Source organism: Nocardioides ginsengisegetis (assembly GCF_014138045.1).
Classification (GTDB): domain Bacteria; phylum Actinomycetota; class Actinomycetes; order Propionibacteriales; family Nocardioidaceae; genus Nocardioides; species Nocardioides ginsengisegetis.
Genome location: NZ_JACGXA010000001.1, coordinates 2,902,772 through 2,919,553 on the forward strand (window position 1 = coordinate 2,902,772; position 16,782 = coordinate 2,919,553).

Genomic DNA, 16,782 nt, shown 5'->3' on the forward strand with positions numbered 1-16,782 from the left:
AGGAAGGAGGAGGCGACCAGCGCCGAGACGCCGGCAGCACTGAGTATGGATCTGCGCATGTGAGTCCTCGAGACAGGAAGGATCTCCCCGATTGATCCTTCGTCGGCGGTCAAGATAACACCGTCGGTCGGGCCAAGTCGGGGTCCTCAACACAGTTAGGTTGAGGCCATGCACGGTTCGCAGGACCCCTTGTCCTCAGCGGGCATCCACCTGACCCGTAGCGACGAGAACGCCACCGAGATCGATGAGCTTGCTGGTCTGCTGGGTGGCACGGTTGGAGTGGACGCCGTGCTCGACGACCTCAACCGCCAGGGTCACCGAACGTTGGCGCCGGGACGGGCCGTCACATGGGCGATGACGTGGGACAGGCACGATCGCCGGGATGCGCAGTGGTGGCCACAGGGGGTCACGACGTCGGCTGATGCTTCCGACACGGAGGACATTCGTGGGCGTCGCGTCGTCGCTGTCAGCTGGTACGCCAAGAACAAGCAGGGGTCGCGGATCAGCTTCATCGACCTCGCCACGCGCCGCTATCGCCACGTGCTGCTTGTCCAGCCAGTTCGCTCGGCCGACGGGTTGGTGTCACTGGCCCCACTCCGGGTACACGCCGGCGGGATCGTCTGGTGCGGCGGGTACCTCCACGTGGCGGCTACCGCACAGGGGTTCATGACATGCTGGCTGGACGACCTCCTCCGGGTGCCCGACGAGCACGTCGGAGACCTGTCGACACACGGCTACCGCTACGTCCTGCCCGTCCGCTTCGCCTACCAGGCCCACTCGGCCCCCGAGGAAGAGCGGATGCGCTACTCCTTCATGTCCCTGGACCGCGGCGTGACGCCGCCCGAACTGATCGTCGGTGAGTACGCGAGAGGCGACCAGACAAGGCGTCTGGTTCGGTTCGGGCTCAATCCGCAGTCGCACCTGCTGGTGGAGGACGAAGATGGAGCGTCACGGCCGCTGGCGGTGAACCCAGAGGGCTTGGCCCAGACCCAGGGCGCGACAGTGGCACGCGGTCGCTACTACCTGACGGTCTCCCACGGCGCCTCGACGTGGGGATCGGTCTATTCAGGCCTTCCGGGAGCCTTCAGACGTCACCGCTGGGCCGCCCCGATGGGTCCGGAGGACATCGCCTACTGGCCGTCGACGGACCGACTCTGGTCGGTGACGGAGCACGCCGGACGCCGTTGGGTGTACTCCATGCGCCGCTCCTGGTTCGACAGGTAGCTCGTCAGTCGAGCTTGTCGAGACCCAGAACGCCAAAAAAGGCACCACCTCCTCACAGGTGGTGCCCTTGCGCAGTTGGACCGTTCTGTTGCCCTAGGGTGAGACAGGCGGTCCGGACCATTCTCGCGCAGCGGCGAACAGAGAATGGCCCGGACCGCGTCTGTGTGTCCCGACTTTGTTGCTTCAGTTGTAGCTAGGGGGTTGCGGGAGCAGCGCCCCCTGGGGAGCAAGCCCCGGGACAGTCACTCCGACTGTCCCGGGACCCGCCCGTGAGACCTACTGGGTCACTTGACCGCAACAGTCGCGGTCTTCGCAGCCTTGTTGGTCGACGTGGCCGAAACGGTGGCGTAGTAGAAGTTCTTCTTGTCACCGTTCAGGTCAGCACGCTTGAAGATCGCCTTGCCGTCGGCGCCCAGCACCTTGGACTTGACGCGCTTGGCAACGCCGTTCTTGACCCGGTAGAGCTTGACAACCGCGTCAGCGCCAGCCTTGCCAGCGTTGACCGTGATCCTGTCGTAGCCTGCGATCGAGTCGCTGGCCGGGACGTGCTTGGTGAAGATACCCGGGTGGATCGCGACCGGGTCGGCGTTCTTGAAGGAAACCGTGTCGGTCTTCTCGCCCTGCGGGATGAGGTCACCGGTCGGCGCAGAGTTCTGGCCGTCCTGCTCACGAAGCGTGGCGGTGATCGTCGCGGTGCCAGCCTTGGCGCCCTGGAAGACGTAGGTCGTCTCGCCCTGCTGGTTGGTGGTGCCGTACGAGTTGCCGTCACCGTCCTGCAGGTCGTCCGGACCGGTGCGGTAGAACGTCACGTCGAAGCCGGAGAGCGGCTCGCCGTTCTGGTCCACAGCCTTGTAGGTCTCGGTCACCGTGGTGCCAACCGGCTGCGTGTCCGCACCCGTGTGGGTCAGCGTGTACGTCGAGGCCGCGTAGTCGATCGAGTACCAGTGAACCGTCTCCGACTTGCCGGAGAGGGTCTTCGTACCCGTCTTGCGAACCGCGTCGAACTTCGGCGTGGCCGGAACGGCGTCATCCCACGTGTTCGTCGGAGCGTTGTTCCACGTGCCCGTGATGGTCTGGTCGCCGGCAGCGGTAGCAGACAGCTCCAGGGCCGCGTCCTCGTTCTTCAGCTGCGAAGAAACCGAGGCAGGGTCGTTGTTGTTCCAGTGCGCGGCGGGGGCGTCGTCGCTGATGGCCAGCGGGACACCATCCACGAGGTTGCCGAACTGGTCGGTCGCGAACAGGTTGTAGTTCACCGACTCGCTCGTGGGCGCCTTCGGCAGAACCGTGACGGTCTGCGTGTCGTCGCGCTCGATCTTGACCTCGCCACCGTTCAGCGGGCCCTCGGTCGCGGGCGTGTAGGCGTTGCCAGCGTCGGTGCCGTCGATGCCGTTGGTGAAGTCGACGTCGAACGTCTTGGTGACGTTGCCGGCCTTCACGGTCACGGTCGCGGTAACGGTGCTGGACGTGTCGAACGCCGCGTCCTTCTCGATAGCGGACACGATGCCCGTGGTGCCGTCGTCAGCGGTGGTCAGCGTCTGGGAAGCACCCAGGTCCTTCCACTCGCCGAACAGGCCACCCTGAGCGGGCGCCGGGTCGGCAACCAGGTCGGCCTCGGTCTCAGCGTTGGGGCTGAAGAAACCGTGGTCAACCGTGACGGTCACCGGGTAGTCGGTCAGCGTGACGCCGTCCGAGTTCTTGACGGTGATGTCGAGGTCGACGGGGCGTCCGGGAGTGGACGCGTCGTCGATCAGGTTGGCACCGCTGATGGTGATGTCAGCCGCGGAGGTGGGGTTGGCGTTCTTCAGCCAGTCGATCTGCAGGCTGTCACCCGGGGCGTTGTCGGCGGGGGGCGTGTTGCTCGCCCCGGCGTCGGCAGCGTCACCCGAGGTGGCGGCGTCCAGGTCGGCGTTGAGCTCGTTCGGCTGAACGGTCTCGCTCGGGTCGGTCAGCGACACGGTGACAACACCATCAGCGTCGGAGACGTCCTTGGCCGAGTTGTTGCTGATCCGGGTCGTACCGGCCGGCTGCGTGGCCGAGACGATCGAGTCACCAACGCCCGCGGGAGCGGTCTCGGTGCCCGGGGCGTAGTCGAACGTGATCTCGCGGCCGCCAAGAGGAGTCTTGTCCTCGAGACGCAGGATCCCGTCGAACGACTTCGTGGAACCGGCGGGCGCCTGAGCGACAGAGCCATCCTTGAAGACGATGGTGGCGTTACCCATCTTGACCGCCAGCGGAGCCGACTGGAGGTCGCCCGCGGTCTGGCCCGGGTTTCCGTCCTTCTCGACGTAGGTGTTCAGCGTGTAGACGCCGGGCACACCGCCGGTGGGCGCGGGGACGGTCGCCTTGCCGTCAGCACCGGTGGCAGCCGTGGAGCCGCTACCTGCGGTCTGCGAGTCGCCACCCGCGAACGGAACGACAGTCCAGGCGTACTGGACAACCTGACCGGCCTTGGGGGCACCCTGGTTGTCCTTGACCGTGATCGTGACCGGGCTGGCCGCGTACTCGCCGAAGTCGAGCGCGTTGCCGAGCTCCGAGGGGTTCGCCGTGATGGCGGCCGCAGTGTCGGAGTAGGTCTGAACGGTAACGGACCGCTGGAAGTCCTTGGCGGCCTGGTAGCCGTCCTCGTCATCCACGTTCACCGTGTAGGTGTAGGTGTTGCCGTCGGCGTCGCCGGCGACGGTGAAGACAGCCTGACCGAGAGCGTTGGTGTACTCCGTTGCGCCGCCAGTCTGGACAACCTCAGCACCAGCGACAGCCTTGCCGTTCTGGTCGAGCACGGTGACCGTGACGTCAGTGTTCGGGTTGCTGTTCGGCGGGGCCGGGTTTGCCGCGGTGGCGGTGACCGTGGTGATGGTCTGCTTGTAGACCGTCACACCCTCGTTGTCGTCCGTGTCAGCGTTCGCCTGGACGACGGCCTGGTCGACCTTGGGGTCGGTGGTGTCGTAGGGGTAGTGCGCGCCGGCCGTGCGGTCGAAGTTGACGATGCCGCTGAAGGTGCGGATGCCGTTCGCCGGCTTGCCGTACACGCCACCGTTTGCAGCGTTGACCGTCTGCGGGTCGTTGAGACCGTCCTGACGGTCCTGGACCGTGACGTCGTTCGTCAGCTCGGAGGTCGTACCCGAGATGACACCGAAGTCACCGGTGTGACCGGTGTAGGGCGCCTGGAAGATACCAACGGCAGAACCGGGAGCGTTGGAGATGTCGATGGTGGTCGCGTTCGCGTCCACGATGCCCGAGGCGGTGTCGTCGCCACCCGCAGTGGGGATCTCGCCGCCGGCGTTGTTGAGGGGCTGCGCCGTCACGTTGACGAGCACACCGTAGAGGTTGACCGGCGGGGTCCACTCGGTCGAGAACACGCCATCGGTGCGCGACACGGTCGCAATCACGACGGGAGTCACGGGGTTGAGGGGCGAGGTGTACTCGAAGCGCACCTGGGCGACGGAGGCGCCACCGCTGGCCACGAGGTGGACCGAGGTGTTTGCACCGTCGTTGCGGACGCCGAACGGGGCCTCCGTGTAGAGGGTCGAGTCGGTCGGGGCCGTGAACTGGTCCGTCATCGCGTCGGCCGAGGCCGAGCCGGCGAGCAACGGGAGACCCGTCACTGCCATAGCGGAAATGGCGGTAGCCGCCAGTCCCCGCTTCATGCCGCTGCTGATCATGCTGATTCCTTCCGGAGTGAATATCGGGAGGGAGTCCCCCGCCCGACAGGCCTTCCCGAGAGAGGAGGCCCACGTGTGACACCCGGACGCTGATCCCGAGTGCAGGGCAGACGCTAGGGCGGGTCTGCCAAAGTGACCGTTGTTGTTGCAGGTCACATTTGTTTCTGCAATAAATAGGGCCGGGGGCCGGACGTCCGGCATACGAACATGACTCAGGCGGGGGCCACGAGTGAGTGACACGAGCGCGGCTGCGCCTGTACAGGCGCGCAAGCGAGGCCGGCCGCAGCGGCTGCCGGAGGATCCGAGCCCGATGGGCTCGACCACGATCGGCTGCGACCAGCGCATCGCTTGGCTGCTCACCTCGGCGCGCCTGCTCAACCCCGACCCCGAGCTCGCCCGCCGCGACGGCTTCATCAAGGCGCTGGCCGACCAGGGCATCAAGATCGACAACTCCCGCATCTCCCGCTGGGAGTCCGGCCTGCACCCGGTGTCGGGGCAGGTGGCGGCGACGTACGAGCAGGCGCTGGGGCTCACCGAGGGCTCGCTGGTGGCGGTGGCGGCGGGACTGCGGCGTACGTTCGGCAACGGGCCCGCGCCCCGCGAGGGTGCGCTGCGCGGCGCCGACCTCACCGACGGCGACATGGACCGCCTGCTCGAGCTCATCGACGAGGGCAAGGGGACGGGCGCGCACTGGCTGCGGCTGGTGGGCCAGTTGGGCACCTACGACCGCGTCTACCTGCGCCAGCAGGAGTGGGCCGCGCTGTCGGCCCGGCTCGTGCAGGAGCTGGCGGTGTCGGTGGGCGTCGGTTTCGTACGGCGCTATGAGGCCGCTGCGGGCCTGATCCGGCACCCCAACGCGCAGCGCCACCTGACCCGCGCCATCGGCGGGTTCGTGATGAACCCCGACACCCAGGTCGTCGCGCCGGTGCTCAGCCTGCTCACCGAGATCGCCGACGAGGCCGCCGGCGACCTCGTGCTGCGGATGCTGACGTCGGAGGACAAGAACCTCCGCAGCGCCGCCTCGTCGGTGGCGGCCGTGAAGGTGTCGCGCGGGCACTTCGGTGCCCACGCCCTCCCCCAGCTCGAGAGCCACGTGGTCGGCAGCCTGCGCCGCGGTGAGTCGCTCGACGGCCGCCTCGACTCCTTCGACCTCGCGGTGCAGCTCCCCGACGAGTCGTGGGAGCGGGCGATGGGCGGCCTGCGCAACCGGCGCGCCTTCGATCTCGTGATCGGCTCCCGCAGGGGCGGCGAGCTGGTGCCGACGCAGCAGACCGCGGCCGTGGTGCAGCGGCTCTCCGCCGCGGTCCAGCGCGACACCCCGACCCACAGCCCTCACGAGAACGACGCGATGCTGCGCCGCCTGCTCCGCGAGTCGCTGCTCCACGCCCACAAGCCGCGCCGGCACCACGCGGCACTGCTGCTCGCGGCCACGCCGTACGCCCCCGCCGTGGCCAAGCACTGCCAGGACCTCGCCACCCACAGCAACGACCTGATGGCCGCGCGGGCGCTGACCGTGCTGATGCGGGTCGGGCACCGGATGGGGCGCTCGCGGGTGCTGCTGCAGTCGCTCGCCGAGACCCGGCCGACGATTCGCGCGCGGGCGCTGGTCAACCTCGGCCTCAACCCCGAGCCGATCAAGCCCGCCGAGGCGGACGCGCTGCTGGGGCACCTCGACGAGCACTCGCGGCCGGTGGAGCGGCACGCCACGATGTTCGCGCTCGGGATGAACGGCGGCACGACGCTGAAGAAGCTCGCCAAGAGCGACACCGAGTGGATGGCACGCAGCGCGACGTGGTGGCTCGACCAGGGGCCGGCCCTGCACGACAGCGACGCAGCCCTTGACCAGATCGGCGCCCAGACGTAGACTCGAACACATGTTCGAACAGTTGCGATCCGTGAGCTCCTTCGGGAGCGCGCTCGCGCTGCTCGAGCACGCCGACCTCCCGACCTCCGACGAGGCGATCATCGACGAGATCCGGGCGGCCGAGCGCGCCAAGTGCCTCCTCGAGGCCCGTCAGGCGAGGCTTGCCGCCGCCCTCGACCGCTCCCAGCGACGAGCCCAGGCCGACCGATGCGTCCCGGCCGACCAGCTGGGGCGAGGGATCGCTGAGCAGGTCGCCTTCGCCCGCCGGGAGTCGCCCCACCGCGGACGCCAGCACCTCTCGCTCGCACGGATCCTGGACGCCGGCGAGCTGCCGCACACCGCGGCCGCCTTCGACGGCGGGCACATCACCGAGTTCCGCGCGATGACCATCGCCCGCGAGACCGCCTGCCTCAGCCTCGAGGACCGCCTCGCCGTCGACCGGGCCATCGCCGGCGACCCCGAGGCGCTGGAGGGCTACTCCGACCGTGTCGTCCTCGCCGAGCTCCACAAGCTCGTCTGCCGGCTCGACCCGGCGTCCGTGGCCGAGCGCCGCCGTCGGGCCGAGTCCGAGCGCCGCGTGACGTTGCGTCCCGCGCCCGACACCATGGCCTACCTGACCGTCCTGCTCCCCGTGGCCCAGGCCGTGGCGGCCTATGCAGCGCTCAAGGCCGCCGCCGACAGCACCATCGCGACCGGCGACCCCCGCGGCCGGGGGCAGGTCATGGCCGACACACTCGTCGCCCGTACGACGGGAATCCGCGAGCACTCTCCCGACGGCCAGCCCGTCGTCCCGGTCGCCCTCGGCGTGACCCTGTCCGCCGAGGCCCTGCTGGGCGGCCACCACGACACCGCCCACCTCGACGGAGTCGGCCCCATCCCGGCCGGCCTCGCCCGCGACCTGGTCCGCCGAGCGCTGGCCGCGGGTCAGCGGATCTGGCTCAAGCGGCTCTTCACCCGGCCGTTCGACGGTGACCTGGTCGCCAAGGACGCTCACAGCCGCCTCTTCCCCGAGTCGATGGGCGGCCTGCTCGAGGATCGCGACCAGTTCTGCCGGACGCCCTGGTGCAACGCGCCCATCGCCCACCGCGACCACGTCACCGGGCATGCGGTGACCGGCACGACCGAGGTCGACGACGGCCAGGGGCTGTGCCAGCAGTGCAACCACGCCAAGCAGGCCCCCGGCTGGCGGGCCCGACCACGCCCCGACGAACCCGGCCACACCGTCGAGACCACCACACCCACGGGGCATCGCTACCTGTCCACCGCGCCCCCAGTCCTCCGCGCCCGACGTGGCGCCTACGTCGAGCAGTGGCCCGGCCACTGGGTGCTCGTCGCCTGACCGCTCCCTGCGCCTACGCCAGCCCGTGCTCGAACGCGTAGGCAGCAGCGGCGGTGCGCGACCCGACGTCCAGCTTGCCGAAGATGTTGGACAGGTGACGGGCGACCGTCTTATCGCTGAGGACCAGCTCCGCGGCGATCTGCGTGTTGGAGCGACCCGTGGCCACCAGGCGGAGCACCTCCACCTCGCGTGCCGTGAGCCCGCCCGGCAGGGACGCCGGCACCAGGAGCGAGTCGACCTGTTCGAGCGCCGGTCGGGTGCCGAGCGCCTCGAAGGTACGCCGCGCCACGGTGAGCTCGAGCGACGCCGACGACCCGTCGCCCAGCGCGGCGAGGGCGCGGCCGATCTCGACGCGCACCCGGGCCACCTCGTAGGGCGCGTCCAGCGACGTCCAGAGCGAGGACGCCTTGCGCAGGTAGGGCAGCGCCCCCGCGGCGTCGCCCGTGTCCAGGGCAACGCGCCCACGCGCGTAGGCCGCCGCAGCGACCAGGGACGCACAGTCGAAGGACGAGGCGATCGCCTCGAGCTCCTCGACGAGGTCGGTCGTGGGCTGTTCGCAGGAGCGGAGCACCTCGACGGCGCCGACCAGCAGCCGCGAGCGGGAGACCGGGTCGCCGACCTCGGCGAGCAGACGACGTACGGCGCCGACCGCGGCGGACTGCCGGCCGCGCGCGACCCACAGCAGCGCGAGCCCGGGCTGGGGCTCGTAGCCGTGGCCGGCGGCTGCCTCGTAGGCGGCCTCGGCCGCGTCGAGCTCCCCCAGCACCCGGTGGGCGTCGCCGCGCTCAGCGTGGGCGAGACCGCAGGCGGCCTCGTTGCGGGAGGAGACGTAGCGCGGGATGGCGTGGGCGTACTCCTCGATGGCTTCGCGGTACGCGCCGCGCAGCGCCATGATCTGGCCCCGGTGGACCGCGCACTGCCCGGTGAACGCGACCAGCCCGGGCTGCGCCTGGCACCACCGGTGCAGCGCCTCGGTCCAGGCGGCCGCGCGGCCCAGGTCACCGACCTCCTGGCAGCCCTCGATCATCACGCAGTAGGCCTCGCCGGCGAAGATCGCTGACACCTCGCCGGCCGCCACCCCGACCATCGCCTCGTCGAAGAGCGCGAGTCCGGTGCGCACGTCACCGGAGTAGACGGTCACCCGGCCCATCGCCGCGAGGCCGATTGCCAGGAGGTCCGGGTCGGCGAAGCGCCGCGCCCGCTCGACCATGTCGCCGGCACGCTCGAGGGCACGCGGGAGGTCGCCGGCGTGGAGCGCCATGAACATCTGTCGCAGGGAGACGTAGCCGCGCTCGACGACGTCCTCCTCGACGGATTCGAGCAGCCGCTCGGCCCGGTCCCCAGCCGGCGGACAGCTCAGGGTCACCGGTGGTCGCGTGCAGCATCGCCAGCCAGGACGCGGCGCGGGCGGCGGCGGTGGTCCGCCCCTCGTCGAGGTAGCCCTGGAAGGCGCGCTGGAACCCGCCGACCGCCTCGTCGTGCCGACCGAGCAGCTGGGCGACCGTCGCCAGGTGCAGGGAGTCGTCGGCGTCGAGCGACGACGGGTCGGCGGCCGACCACGCCTCGAGCGCGGCGATCCAGTCGCCGCGCTCGAAGGTCTCGCGGGCCCGCACGAGGTCATCGACAGTGCCCATGCCCGGATCGTAGGGCTCAGGCGGTGGCGCTGGTCCGGTTCCGCGACCGGGCCACGATCCGGGCGACGACGTACGCCGCATCTCGGCCGGCCCCCTCCATCAACATGGACGTGAAGCCGAACTGGAAGCACAGGCCGACGAAGAAGAGCCCCGGGGCGTCGTCGACCACGCCGCGGTACTCCCGCGGCCAGCCGTCCTCGCCGAAGACCGGCAACCGGATCCAGTCGAACTTCTGCTGGAAGCCCGTGGCCCAGACGACGTTGCGGACGTCGACCGGCTGCCCGCCGACCGTGGGCTGACCGTCCACCACCCCGTCGACGCGCTCGAGCCTGCGGTCGACACCGCGCTGCACGAGGTCGTCGCGCTTGACCCTCAGCATCGGGCCACCGTGGTGGCGGATCTCGCCGGTGAGCTTGCGACCGATGGGCGTACGACGGGTGAGCACGTGCCGCCAGACCCGGATCATCAGCGGGAACGCGATCCGCGCCCGTCCGGACTCCAGCCGGAACGGAATCTGCCCCGGGTCCCGGCCGGCCAGGATCGTCTCGTGCGTCTCGGCCACCTCGTAGGCGATGTCGCAGCCGGAGTGCGAGCCCCCGACGACCAGGACCGGGCCGGCCTGGAGCTGGCCGGGACGGCGGTACTCGCTCGAGTGGAGCTGGAGGATGCCGGGGTCGAGGTCGCGGGCGAGGTCGGGGACGTGCGGCGCGCGCCCGAAGGTGCCGGTCGCGACCACGACGTTGTCGCAGGTGTAGTCACCGTGCGAGGTGGTGACGAGGTAGCCCTCCCCCGCCCGGTCGACGGCCTGGACGCGGACCCCGAGACGGACCGGCAGCTCGAAGTGCCGGGCATAGGCCTCGAGATAGTCGGCGACCTGGTCCTTGCCGGGGTAGGACCACGGCTCGGCCGGGAAGGGCAGGCCGGGCAGCCCGTCGTACTTCGCGGGGCTGTAGAGCCGGAGCGTGTCCCACTGCTGGCGCCAGCCGTCCCCGATGCGGGCGCCGGCGTCGAGGACGACGCAGTCGCGGCCGTGGCGGGTGAGGTGGTACGCCGTGCTGAGGCCGGCCTGGCCGGCGCCGATGATGACGGTGTCGATGTGGGTGGTCATGCCTCCGACTGTTGCGCCGGTGGCGTGCCCGGCGCATCGGGCTTGTTGTGCATCCTGCGGGGCTGCTCAGTGGGTGGAATGACCCATGATGACGCCCGTCAGACGAACAGGGCCCGGGGCAGTCACTTCGACTGTCCCGGGCCCCACCCATGAGAACTAACTGGTCAGCGAACCTCTGCGGTGCGCGTGACACCACGCAGGTTGGTGTCGGTAGCCGTCACCACTGCGTAGTAGAAGTTCTTCTTGTCCCCGTTGAGGTCGGCACGCTTGAACTTCGCCTTGCCGTCTTCGCCGAGCACCTTCGACTTGACGCGCTTGGCGACGCCGTCCTTGACGCGGTAGAGCTTGACCATGGCGTCAGCGCCCGCGTTGGAGCTGTTGACGGTGATCAGGTCGTAGCCGTCGATCGAGTCGGTCGCAGGCACGTGCTCAGCCTGGATGCCCGGGTGAATCACGGCCGGGTTGGTCGGGCCGGGCGCCTCGTCGTCGTTGACGATCGTGCCGGTGGCGGAGCCGTCGGTCACCGTGCCGTAGCCGGCAGGCGTCACCGTCACGGTCAGGGTCTCGTCGGACTCCTCGACCGTGTCGGAGAGAACCGGGACATCGATGTGACCAGTGGTCTGTCCCGCCGGGATGGTCAGGTCACCCGAGGTGGCCGTGTAGTCGCTGCCGGCCTTGGCAGTGCCGTCCGACGTGGCGTAGTGCACCGTCACTGCCTGCGAGGACGGGTTCGCCACGGTCACCGGGAACGACAGCGTGGCTCCGCTGTTGCCCTCCGACACCTGGGCGTCACCGACCGACACGGCCGGCTCAGCATCGTCGTTCGTGATGGTGCCGGTCGCGGAGTCGTCACCCAGGGTCCCGTAGCCGGGAGACGTGAGCGTCACGGTCAGGGTCTCGTCGGGCTCGTTGACCGTGTCGGAGAGGACCGGGACGTCGATGTGACCGGTGGTCTGACCAGCCGGGATCGTGAGGTCACCCGAGGTGGCCGTGTAGTCGCTGCCGGCCTTGGCGGTGCCGTCCGTGGTGGCGTAGTGCACCGTCACGGGCTGCGAGGACGGGTTGGCGACCGTCACCGGGAACGTCAGCGTGGCGCCGGCGTTGCCCTCCGAGACCTGGGCGTCACCGATGGAGACGGAGGGCTCGGTGGTGCCGCCACCGCCGCCACCGCCGCCGGCCGGAGTCGGCTCCAGGTCGAACTCCTTGCCGGAGTTCACGGAGCCGGTGGCCGCGTCGACCTTGCTGATCTTGATGTCGTCGAGGAAGTACTCGCCGTCCATCTGCGCGGACGAGCCGGCACCGCCGACGATGAAGGCGAGGCCGCCGTCGACCTGGCTGCGGTCAGCCGCGTCCTCGTTCTTCACGATGGTGGCGTCGGGGTGGGCCACGACGTAGTCCTCGAGCGTGATGCTCTGCTGAGCCTGGTCGCCGTTGACGCCCCAGACGCCGTTGGCGGCGTCCCACGTCTGCCAGGTGCTCTGCGCCGGCGCGCCGTTGTTGGCGGGGTAGAAGAACAGCGAGGCGTCCGTGGTGCCGTTGCCGTCGTTGTCGACGGAGAGGCGCAGGTAGGCCGGCTGCTGCGGGGTGTTGTTGCCGGTGTTGGCCCGCGAGTAGGTCGAGTAGGTGAGGGTGCGCAGGTCGCGGACCAGGGTGCCGTCGTACTGCTCGGTGCGGAACAGCTCGACCCGGTCGGGGTTGTCCGCCGTGCTCAGCGACATCTTGAGGCTGCCGGTGCCCTTGGGCGGAGTGCCCGGCCCGGTGACGAACTGCTGGTCGGACGTCAGGTAGACGGCGTCGTCGTAGGCCTGGTGGGCCCAGCCCTGGGGGTGGGTCGGGTCGACGGTGAGCTGCGTGGTGCCGCCGTCGGTCTCGGCGTTGGGGCCGAAGTCGAACAGGGTGTCCTGGCCGTTCTTGCCGACGATGACGCGGTCGACGAAGTACTCGCCGTTGGTCATCGTGTTGGCAGCACCAGAAATCAGCGAGACCGCGCCGCCGTCGTGGTTGATGTCGAACCGGTTGTTGACCAGGATCGCGGCAGTGTGGGCCGCGTGGTAGTCAGCCAGGCTGATCTCGCCGGTGCCGGAGTCGCCGTCCACGTTCATCAGCCCGTCCACGACGTTCCAGTTCTGCCACTCGCCGTTGACGACGGGCTGCTGGGACGGGTTGTTTCCGGGGAAGAAGAACAGGCTGTGCCTGTCGCCTGTCGTGGCGGCGTTGCCGTCGTCGTCGACGGTGAGGCGCAAGTAGGTGGGCTGGCGGTCGGCGCCGCCGGACGTGCTGCGCGCGAACGTGGAGTACTCCAGGCGCGTGATGTCGCCCAGGTTGGTGTTGTCGTAGTCGTCGGTGCGGTAGAGCTCGGTCTGCACGTCGTACTGACCGATGGTCATCTTGTGGCTGCCCGTGCCGTACGGCGCGTGCTGCGGGCCGGTCACGTCCGACTGCTCCGGGACGGTGTAGTCGCCGGTGGGCGTGTCCTCGTAGGCCTGGGTGTACCAGTGGGCACCATCGCGGACGATGATGGGCGCCGGCGCGGGCCCCGGGTTGGCGTGGGCACCGGTCGTGCCGATCCCGACAATGAGCATGGACCCGACAGCAAGCATGCTGATGCGGCCCCCGTGAGCTAGAGACATCTTTTCCCCTGTGTATGTGTGTGCACGGAAAATGGCATCAGGCTGCACACACGTACCCGAGACCCCCGGTTTGAGAAATCACCCCCCGGCCCTCGCGACAGTAGTTGCCCGCGTCCACTATTCCGAGACTTCTTGTGACATTTCCGGGCGCAGGACCACCTCAGGCGTAAGAAACACCCCTCCGGGTGAGACCAGACCGATGGGTCTGGGGCCAGTCGGCGGCCCGCGGGGCTGGCGCGCCAGCCCAGAAAATGCCACAGAGCGCCACCCGGCAAGGTGGCGCTCCTGATGCCGTCGGACCGCACGAGGGTCCTGCCAGACACAGGCGGTGCGGGCCGTTCCCGCGCTGCGGCGAACAGAGAACGGCCCGCACCGCGTCTGGGTGTCCCGACTTCTTGCTTCAGCTGTGACCAGGGGATCGCGGGAGCAGTCCCCTGGGGGAGCCGGTCCCGGGACAGTCACTGGGACTGCCCCGGGACCCGCCCGTGAGCACTACGTGGTCACTTGACGGCGATGGTGGCCGTGCGACCCTTCAGGTTGGTGGCGGTCTCCGACACCTTGGCGAAGTAGTAGTTCTTCTCGCTGCCGTTCAGGTCGGCACGCTTGAAGATCACCTTGCCGTCGGCGCCGAGCACCTTCGACTTGACCTTCTTCGCCACGCCGTCCTTCACGCGGTAGAGCGACACCACGGCGTCCGCACCGGCGGAACCAGCGTTGACCGTGATCCGGTCATAGCCGGCGATCGAGTCGCTCGCGGGCACGTGCACAGCCTTGATGGCCGGGTGGACGACAACCGGCGGGGTCGTCGCAGTCGGCTCGAGGTCGAACGCCTTGCCGGAGTCGACGGAGCCGCTGGCCGCGTCGACCTTGCTGATCGTGATGTCGTCGAGGAAGTACTCGCCGTTCATCTGGGTGGCCGCACCGGCACCGCCGACGATGAACGCAACGCCGCCGTCGACCTGGCTGGTGTCAGACGTGTCCTCGTTCTTGACGATGGTCGCGTCGGGGTGGGCCACGGCGTACTGGTTGAGCGTGATGCTCTGCTGCGCGTCGTCACCGTTGACGCCCCAGACGCCGGTGCCGGCGTGCCAGGCCTGCCAGGTGCTCTGCTCGACGGCCCCGTTGTTGGCCGGGTAGTAGAAGAGCGAGGCGTCCGTGGTGCCGTCGCCGTCGTTGTCGACGGAGAGGCGCAGGTAGGCCGGCTGCTGCGGGGTGGCGTTGCCCTGGTTGGCCCGCGAGTACGTCGAGTAGTCGATGGTGCGCAGGTCGCGGACCAGGGTGCCGTCGTACTGCTCCGTGCGGAACAGCTCGACGCGGCCCGCGTTGTCGGCCGTGCTCAGCGACATCTTCAGGCTGCCGTCGCCGACGGGCGGGGTGCCCGGCCCGGCGACGAACTGCTGGTCGGAGCTCAGGTAGTTCGCGTCGTCGTAGGCCTGACTGTGCCAGCCCTGCGCGTGGCCGGGGTCGACGGTGAGCTGCGACGTGCCGCCGTCGGTCTCGGCGTTGGGGCCGAAGTCGAACAGGGTGTCCTGGTGGTCGTTGCCGACGATGACGCGGTCGACGAAGTACTCACCGCGGGTCATCGTGTTGGAGTCACCGGAGATCAGCGAGACCGCGCCGCCGTCGTGGCCGGCGTCGAACCGGTTGTTGGCGAGCACGGCGTTGGGGTGGGCCGCGGCGTAGGCCGCGAGGCTGATCTGACCGGCGCCGGAGTCACCGTCGACGTTCATCAGACCGTCGGTGACGTTCCAGTCCTGCCACACGCCGTTGACGACGGTCCCGTTGTTGGCCGGGAAGAAGAAGAGGCTGGTGTCGGCGCCGCCGGTGCCGTCGCTGTCGACGGTGAGGCGCAGGTACGTCGGCTGGCGGTCGGCGCCGCCGGCCGTCGTGGTGCGCGCGAACGTGGAGTACTCGAGCCGGGTGAGGTTGCCCAGGTTGACGCCGTCGTAGAGGTCCGTGCGGTAGAGCTCGGTCTGCACCTCGAACTGGCCGACGGCCATCTGGTGGCTGCCGGTGCCGAACGACGCGCGCTGCGGACCGGTGACGTCGGACTGCTCCGGGACGGTGTAGGCGCCGTTGGTGGTGTCCTCGTACGCCTGCGTGTACCAGTCGGCGCCGTGGCGGACGACCATGGAATCGGGGCTGGGAGTGCCGTCCGCGAAAGCGCCGGTCGCCCCGATCCCCACGATGAGCAATGAACCGACAGCAAGCATGCTGATGCGGGCCCCATGAATGTTGAACATGTATTTTCTCTCTGAGATGAGTGTGCGCACAGAAAAGTGCCATCGGAGTCGCACCCGCACCCGATGACCCCCGCGTTGAGTCCCCATCCCGCGGTCTAGACAAGGTTAAGGGCCCAGACCGCCGGCCCCGACCACATGCAGGCCATTTCCGCGCGAAAACCTCCCCCAACCGAAAAATCACCCCTTGGGGTGGAGGTTCGGCCAACGACGTCCGAGGCATCCGGGGTCTCGGCAAGCTCGACCAGCGGATGTCAGCGGATGTCAGCGGGGCTGGCGCGCCAACTGCCTGCTCTGCGCGACGAGGCGTCCGGCGGAGTCCCAGACCTCGCAGTCCTCCTCGAACATCCCGCCGGCCATGTTGCGGGTGGCGTGGCGGACCTTGAGCCAGCCCGGGGCCGGCTTGGCGCGGACGTGCGCGGTCAGCTCGAGGGTCGGGGCCCAGCCGGGCATGCCGAGGTCGAAGGTGACGGGCGGCAGGGCGTCGACGATGGCGAGCAGCAGGATCGGGTCGGGGTCGCGGCCGTCGGCGAGGCGGAACCAGGCGCTCATCACGCCCTCGCCGCTGGGCTGACCGACGGCCCAGCCGATGTTGGCGGGGTGGAAGCGGATGTCGAAGCGCTCCATGATCGGCGCCATCCGGCGTACGTCCTCGGGCGCGAGGGTGGTGGGGACGCAGTCGTCGGGGGCGGGCATGTCGGGCTCGACGGCGGTGGTGCGGACGTCGTCGGCGCCGAGGTCGAGGTCGCCGTACGTCGCGAGCGCGGTGATCCGCACGTCGTCGCCCTGGCGCAGGTCGGCGGCCGCGGTGGCGACGCTGCCGCCGTCACGACGTACGTCGATCGCCACCTGCGCGGGTCCGGGCCGCGACGCGGACAGGTAGTAGGCGCTGATCGACAGCGGGTCGGGCTTGCCGGGCAGCGCGGCGCGCAGGGCGTTGCCGAGGACGGCCAGCAGGTAGCCGCCGTTGACGCCGCCCCCGACCACCCAGCCGGCGTTGAGGTCGGCCGAGTACAGCCCGTCGGACTCGCGGGTGACGTCGATGTGGCTGTCGAACTCGTGGCCCATGCGGCGACAGTACGGG

General features: G+C 69.5%; 9 protein-coding genes. 3 read left to right on the plus strand and 6 right to left on the minus strand.

What is annotated here, in order from left to right; translation table 11 throughout:
- Positions 1-168: 168 nt before the first annotated feature.
- Positions 169-1,224 (plus strand): hypothetical protein, encoded by a 1,056-nt coding sequence (locus FB382_RS14000; RefSeq protein WP_182540054.1) that lies wholly within the window; start codon positions 169-171, stop codon positions 1,222-1,224.
- A gap of 284 nt (positions 1,225-1,508) precedes the next feature.
- Here the strand turns inward: FB382_RS14000 and FB382_RS14005 are convergent, their stop codons facing one another.
- The gene (locus tag FB382_RS14005; RefSeq protein ID WP_220481353.1) at positions 1,509-5,243 is read right to left on the minus strand and encodes an Ig-like domain-containing protein; all 3,735 of its coding nucleotides are present in this window, start codon (positions 5,241-5,243) and stop codon (positions 1,509-1,511) included.
- On the opposite strand from FB382_RS14005, the gene FB382_RS14010 reads away from it, so the two are divergent.
- Both FB382_RS14010 and FB382_RS14015 read left to right on the plus strand, forming a co-directional pair.
- Positions 5,194-6,747: a hypothetical protein gene (locus tag FB382_RS14010; RefSeq protein ID WP_182540058.1), complete on the plus strand. Its 1,554-nt coding sequence runs from the start codon at positions 5,194-5,196 to the stop codon at positions 6,745-6,747. The two genes, FB382_RS14005 and FB382_RS14010, sit on opposite strands and share 50 nt — an antisense overlap.
- Before the next feature lie 10 nt (positions 6,748-6,757).
- On the plus strand, positions 6,758-8,086 hold the full coding sequence (locus FB382_RS14015; RefSeq protein ID WP_220481354.1) for a 13E12 repeat family protein: 1,329 nt from the start codon (positions 6,758-6,760) through the stop codon (positions 8,084-8,086).
- Positions 8,087-8,099: 13 nt separating this feature from the next.
- Here the strand turns inward: FB382_RS14015 and FB382_RS14020 are convergent, their stop codons facing one another.
- The 5 genes from FB382_RS14020 to FB382_RS14040 form a co-directional block, all read right to left on the minus strand.
- Positions 8,100-9,452, minus strand: a complete 1,353-nt coding sequence (locus tag FB382_RS14020; protein WP_220481355.1) for a LuxR C-terminal-related transcriptional regulator — start codon at positions 9,450-9,452, stop codon at positions 8,100-8,102.
- 284 nt (positions 9,453-9,736) lie between these two features.
- Positions 9,737-10,828, minus strand: a complete 1,092-nt coding sequence (locus FB382_RS14025) for a flavin-containing monooxygenase (RefSeq protein ID WP_182540061.1) — start codon at positions 10,826-10,828, stop codon at positions 9,737-9,739.
- A 164-nt stretch (positions 10,829-10,992) separates the two neighbouring features.
- On the minus strand, positions 10,993-13,410 hold the full coding sequence (locus FB382_RS14030; RefSeq protein WP_182540063.1) for a Calx-beta domain-containing protein: 2,418 nt from the start codon (positions 13,408-13,410) through the stop codon (positions 10,993-10,995).
- A 548-nt stretch (positions 13,411-13,958) separates the two neighbouring features.
- The gene (locus FB382_RS14035; protein ID WP_182540065.1) at positions 13,959-15,590 is read right to left on the minus strand and encodes a hypothetical protein; all 1,632 of its coding nucleotides are present in this window, start codon (positions 15,588-15,590) and stop codon (positions 13,959-13,961) included.
- Between the two features lie 372 nt (positions 15,591-15,962).
- On the minus strand, positions 15,963-16,766 hold the full coding sequence (locus FB382_RS14040) for a thioesterase family protein (RefSeq protein ID WP_182540067.1): 804 nt from the start codon (positions 16,764-16,766) through the stop codon (positions 15,963-15,965).
- Positions 16,767-16,782: the final 16 nt, after the last annotated feature.

Coding starts and splice junctions, on each gene's coding strand:
- FB382_RS14025 (WP_182540061.1), bottom strand. CDS start 10,828: ATGACCACCCACATCGACACCGTCATCATCGGCGCCGGCCAGGCCGGC.
- FB382_RS14015 (WP_220481354.1), top strand. CDS start 6,758: ATGTTCGAACAGTTGCGATCCGTGAGCTCCTTCGGGAGCGCGCTCGCG.
- FB382_RS14035 (WP_182540065.1), bottom strand. CDS start 15,590: ATGGTCGTCCGCCACGGCGCCGACTGGTACACGCAGGCGTACGAGGAC.
- FB382_RS14030 (WP_182540063.1), bottom strand. CDS start 13,410: ATGCTCATTGTCGGGATCGGCACGACCGGTGCCCACGCCAACCCGGGG.
- FB382_RS14010 (WP_182540058.1), top strand. CDS start 5,194: ATGGGCTCGACCACGATCGGCTGCGACCAGCGCATCGCTTGGCTGCTC.
- FB382_RS14000 (WP_182540054.1), top strand. CDS start 169: ATGCACGGTTCGCAGGACCCCTTGTCCTCAGCGGGCATCCACCTGACC.
- FB382_RS14040 (WP_182540067.1), bottom strand. CDS start 16,766: ATGGGCCACGAGTTCGACAGCCACATCGACGTCACCCGCGAGTCCGAC.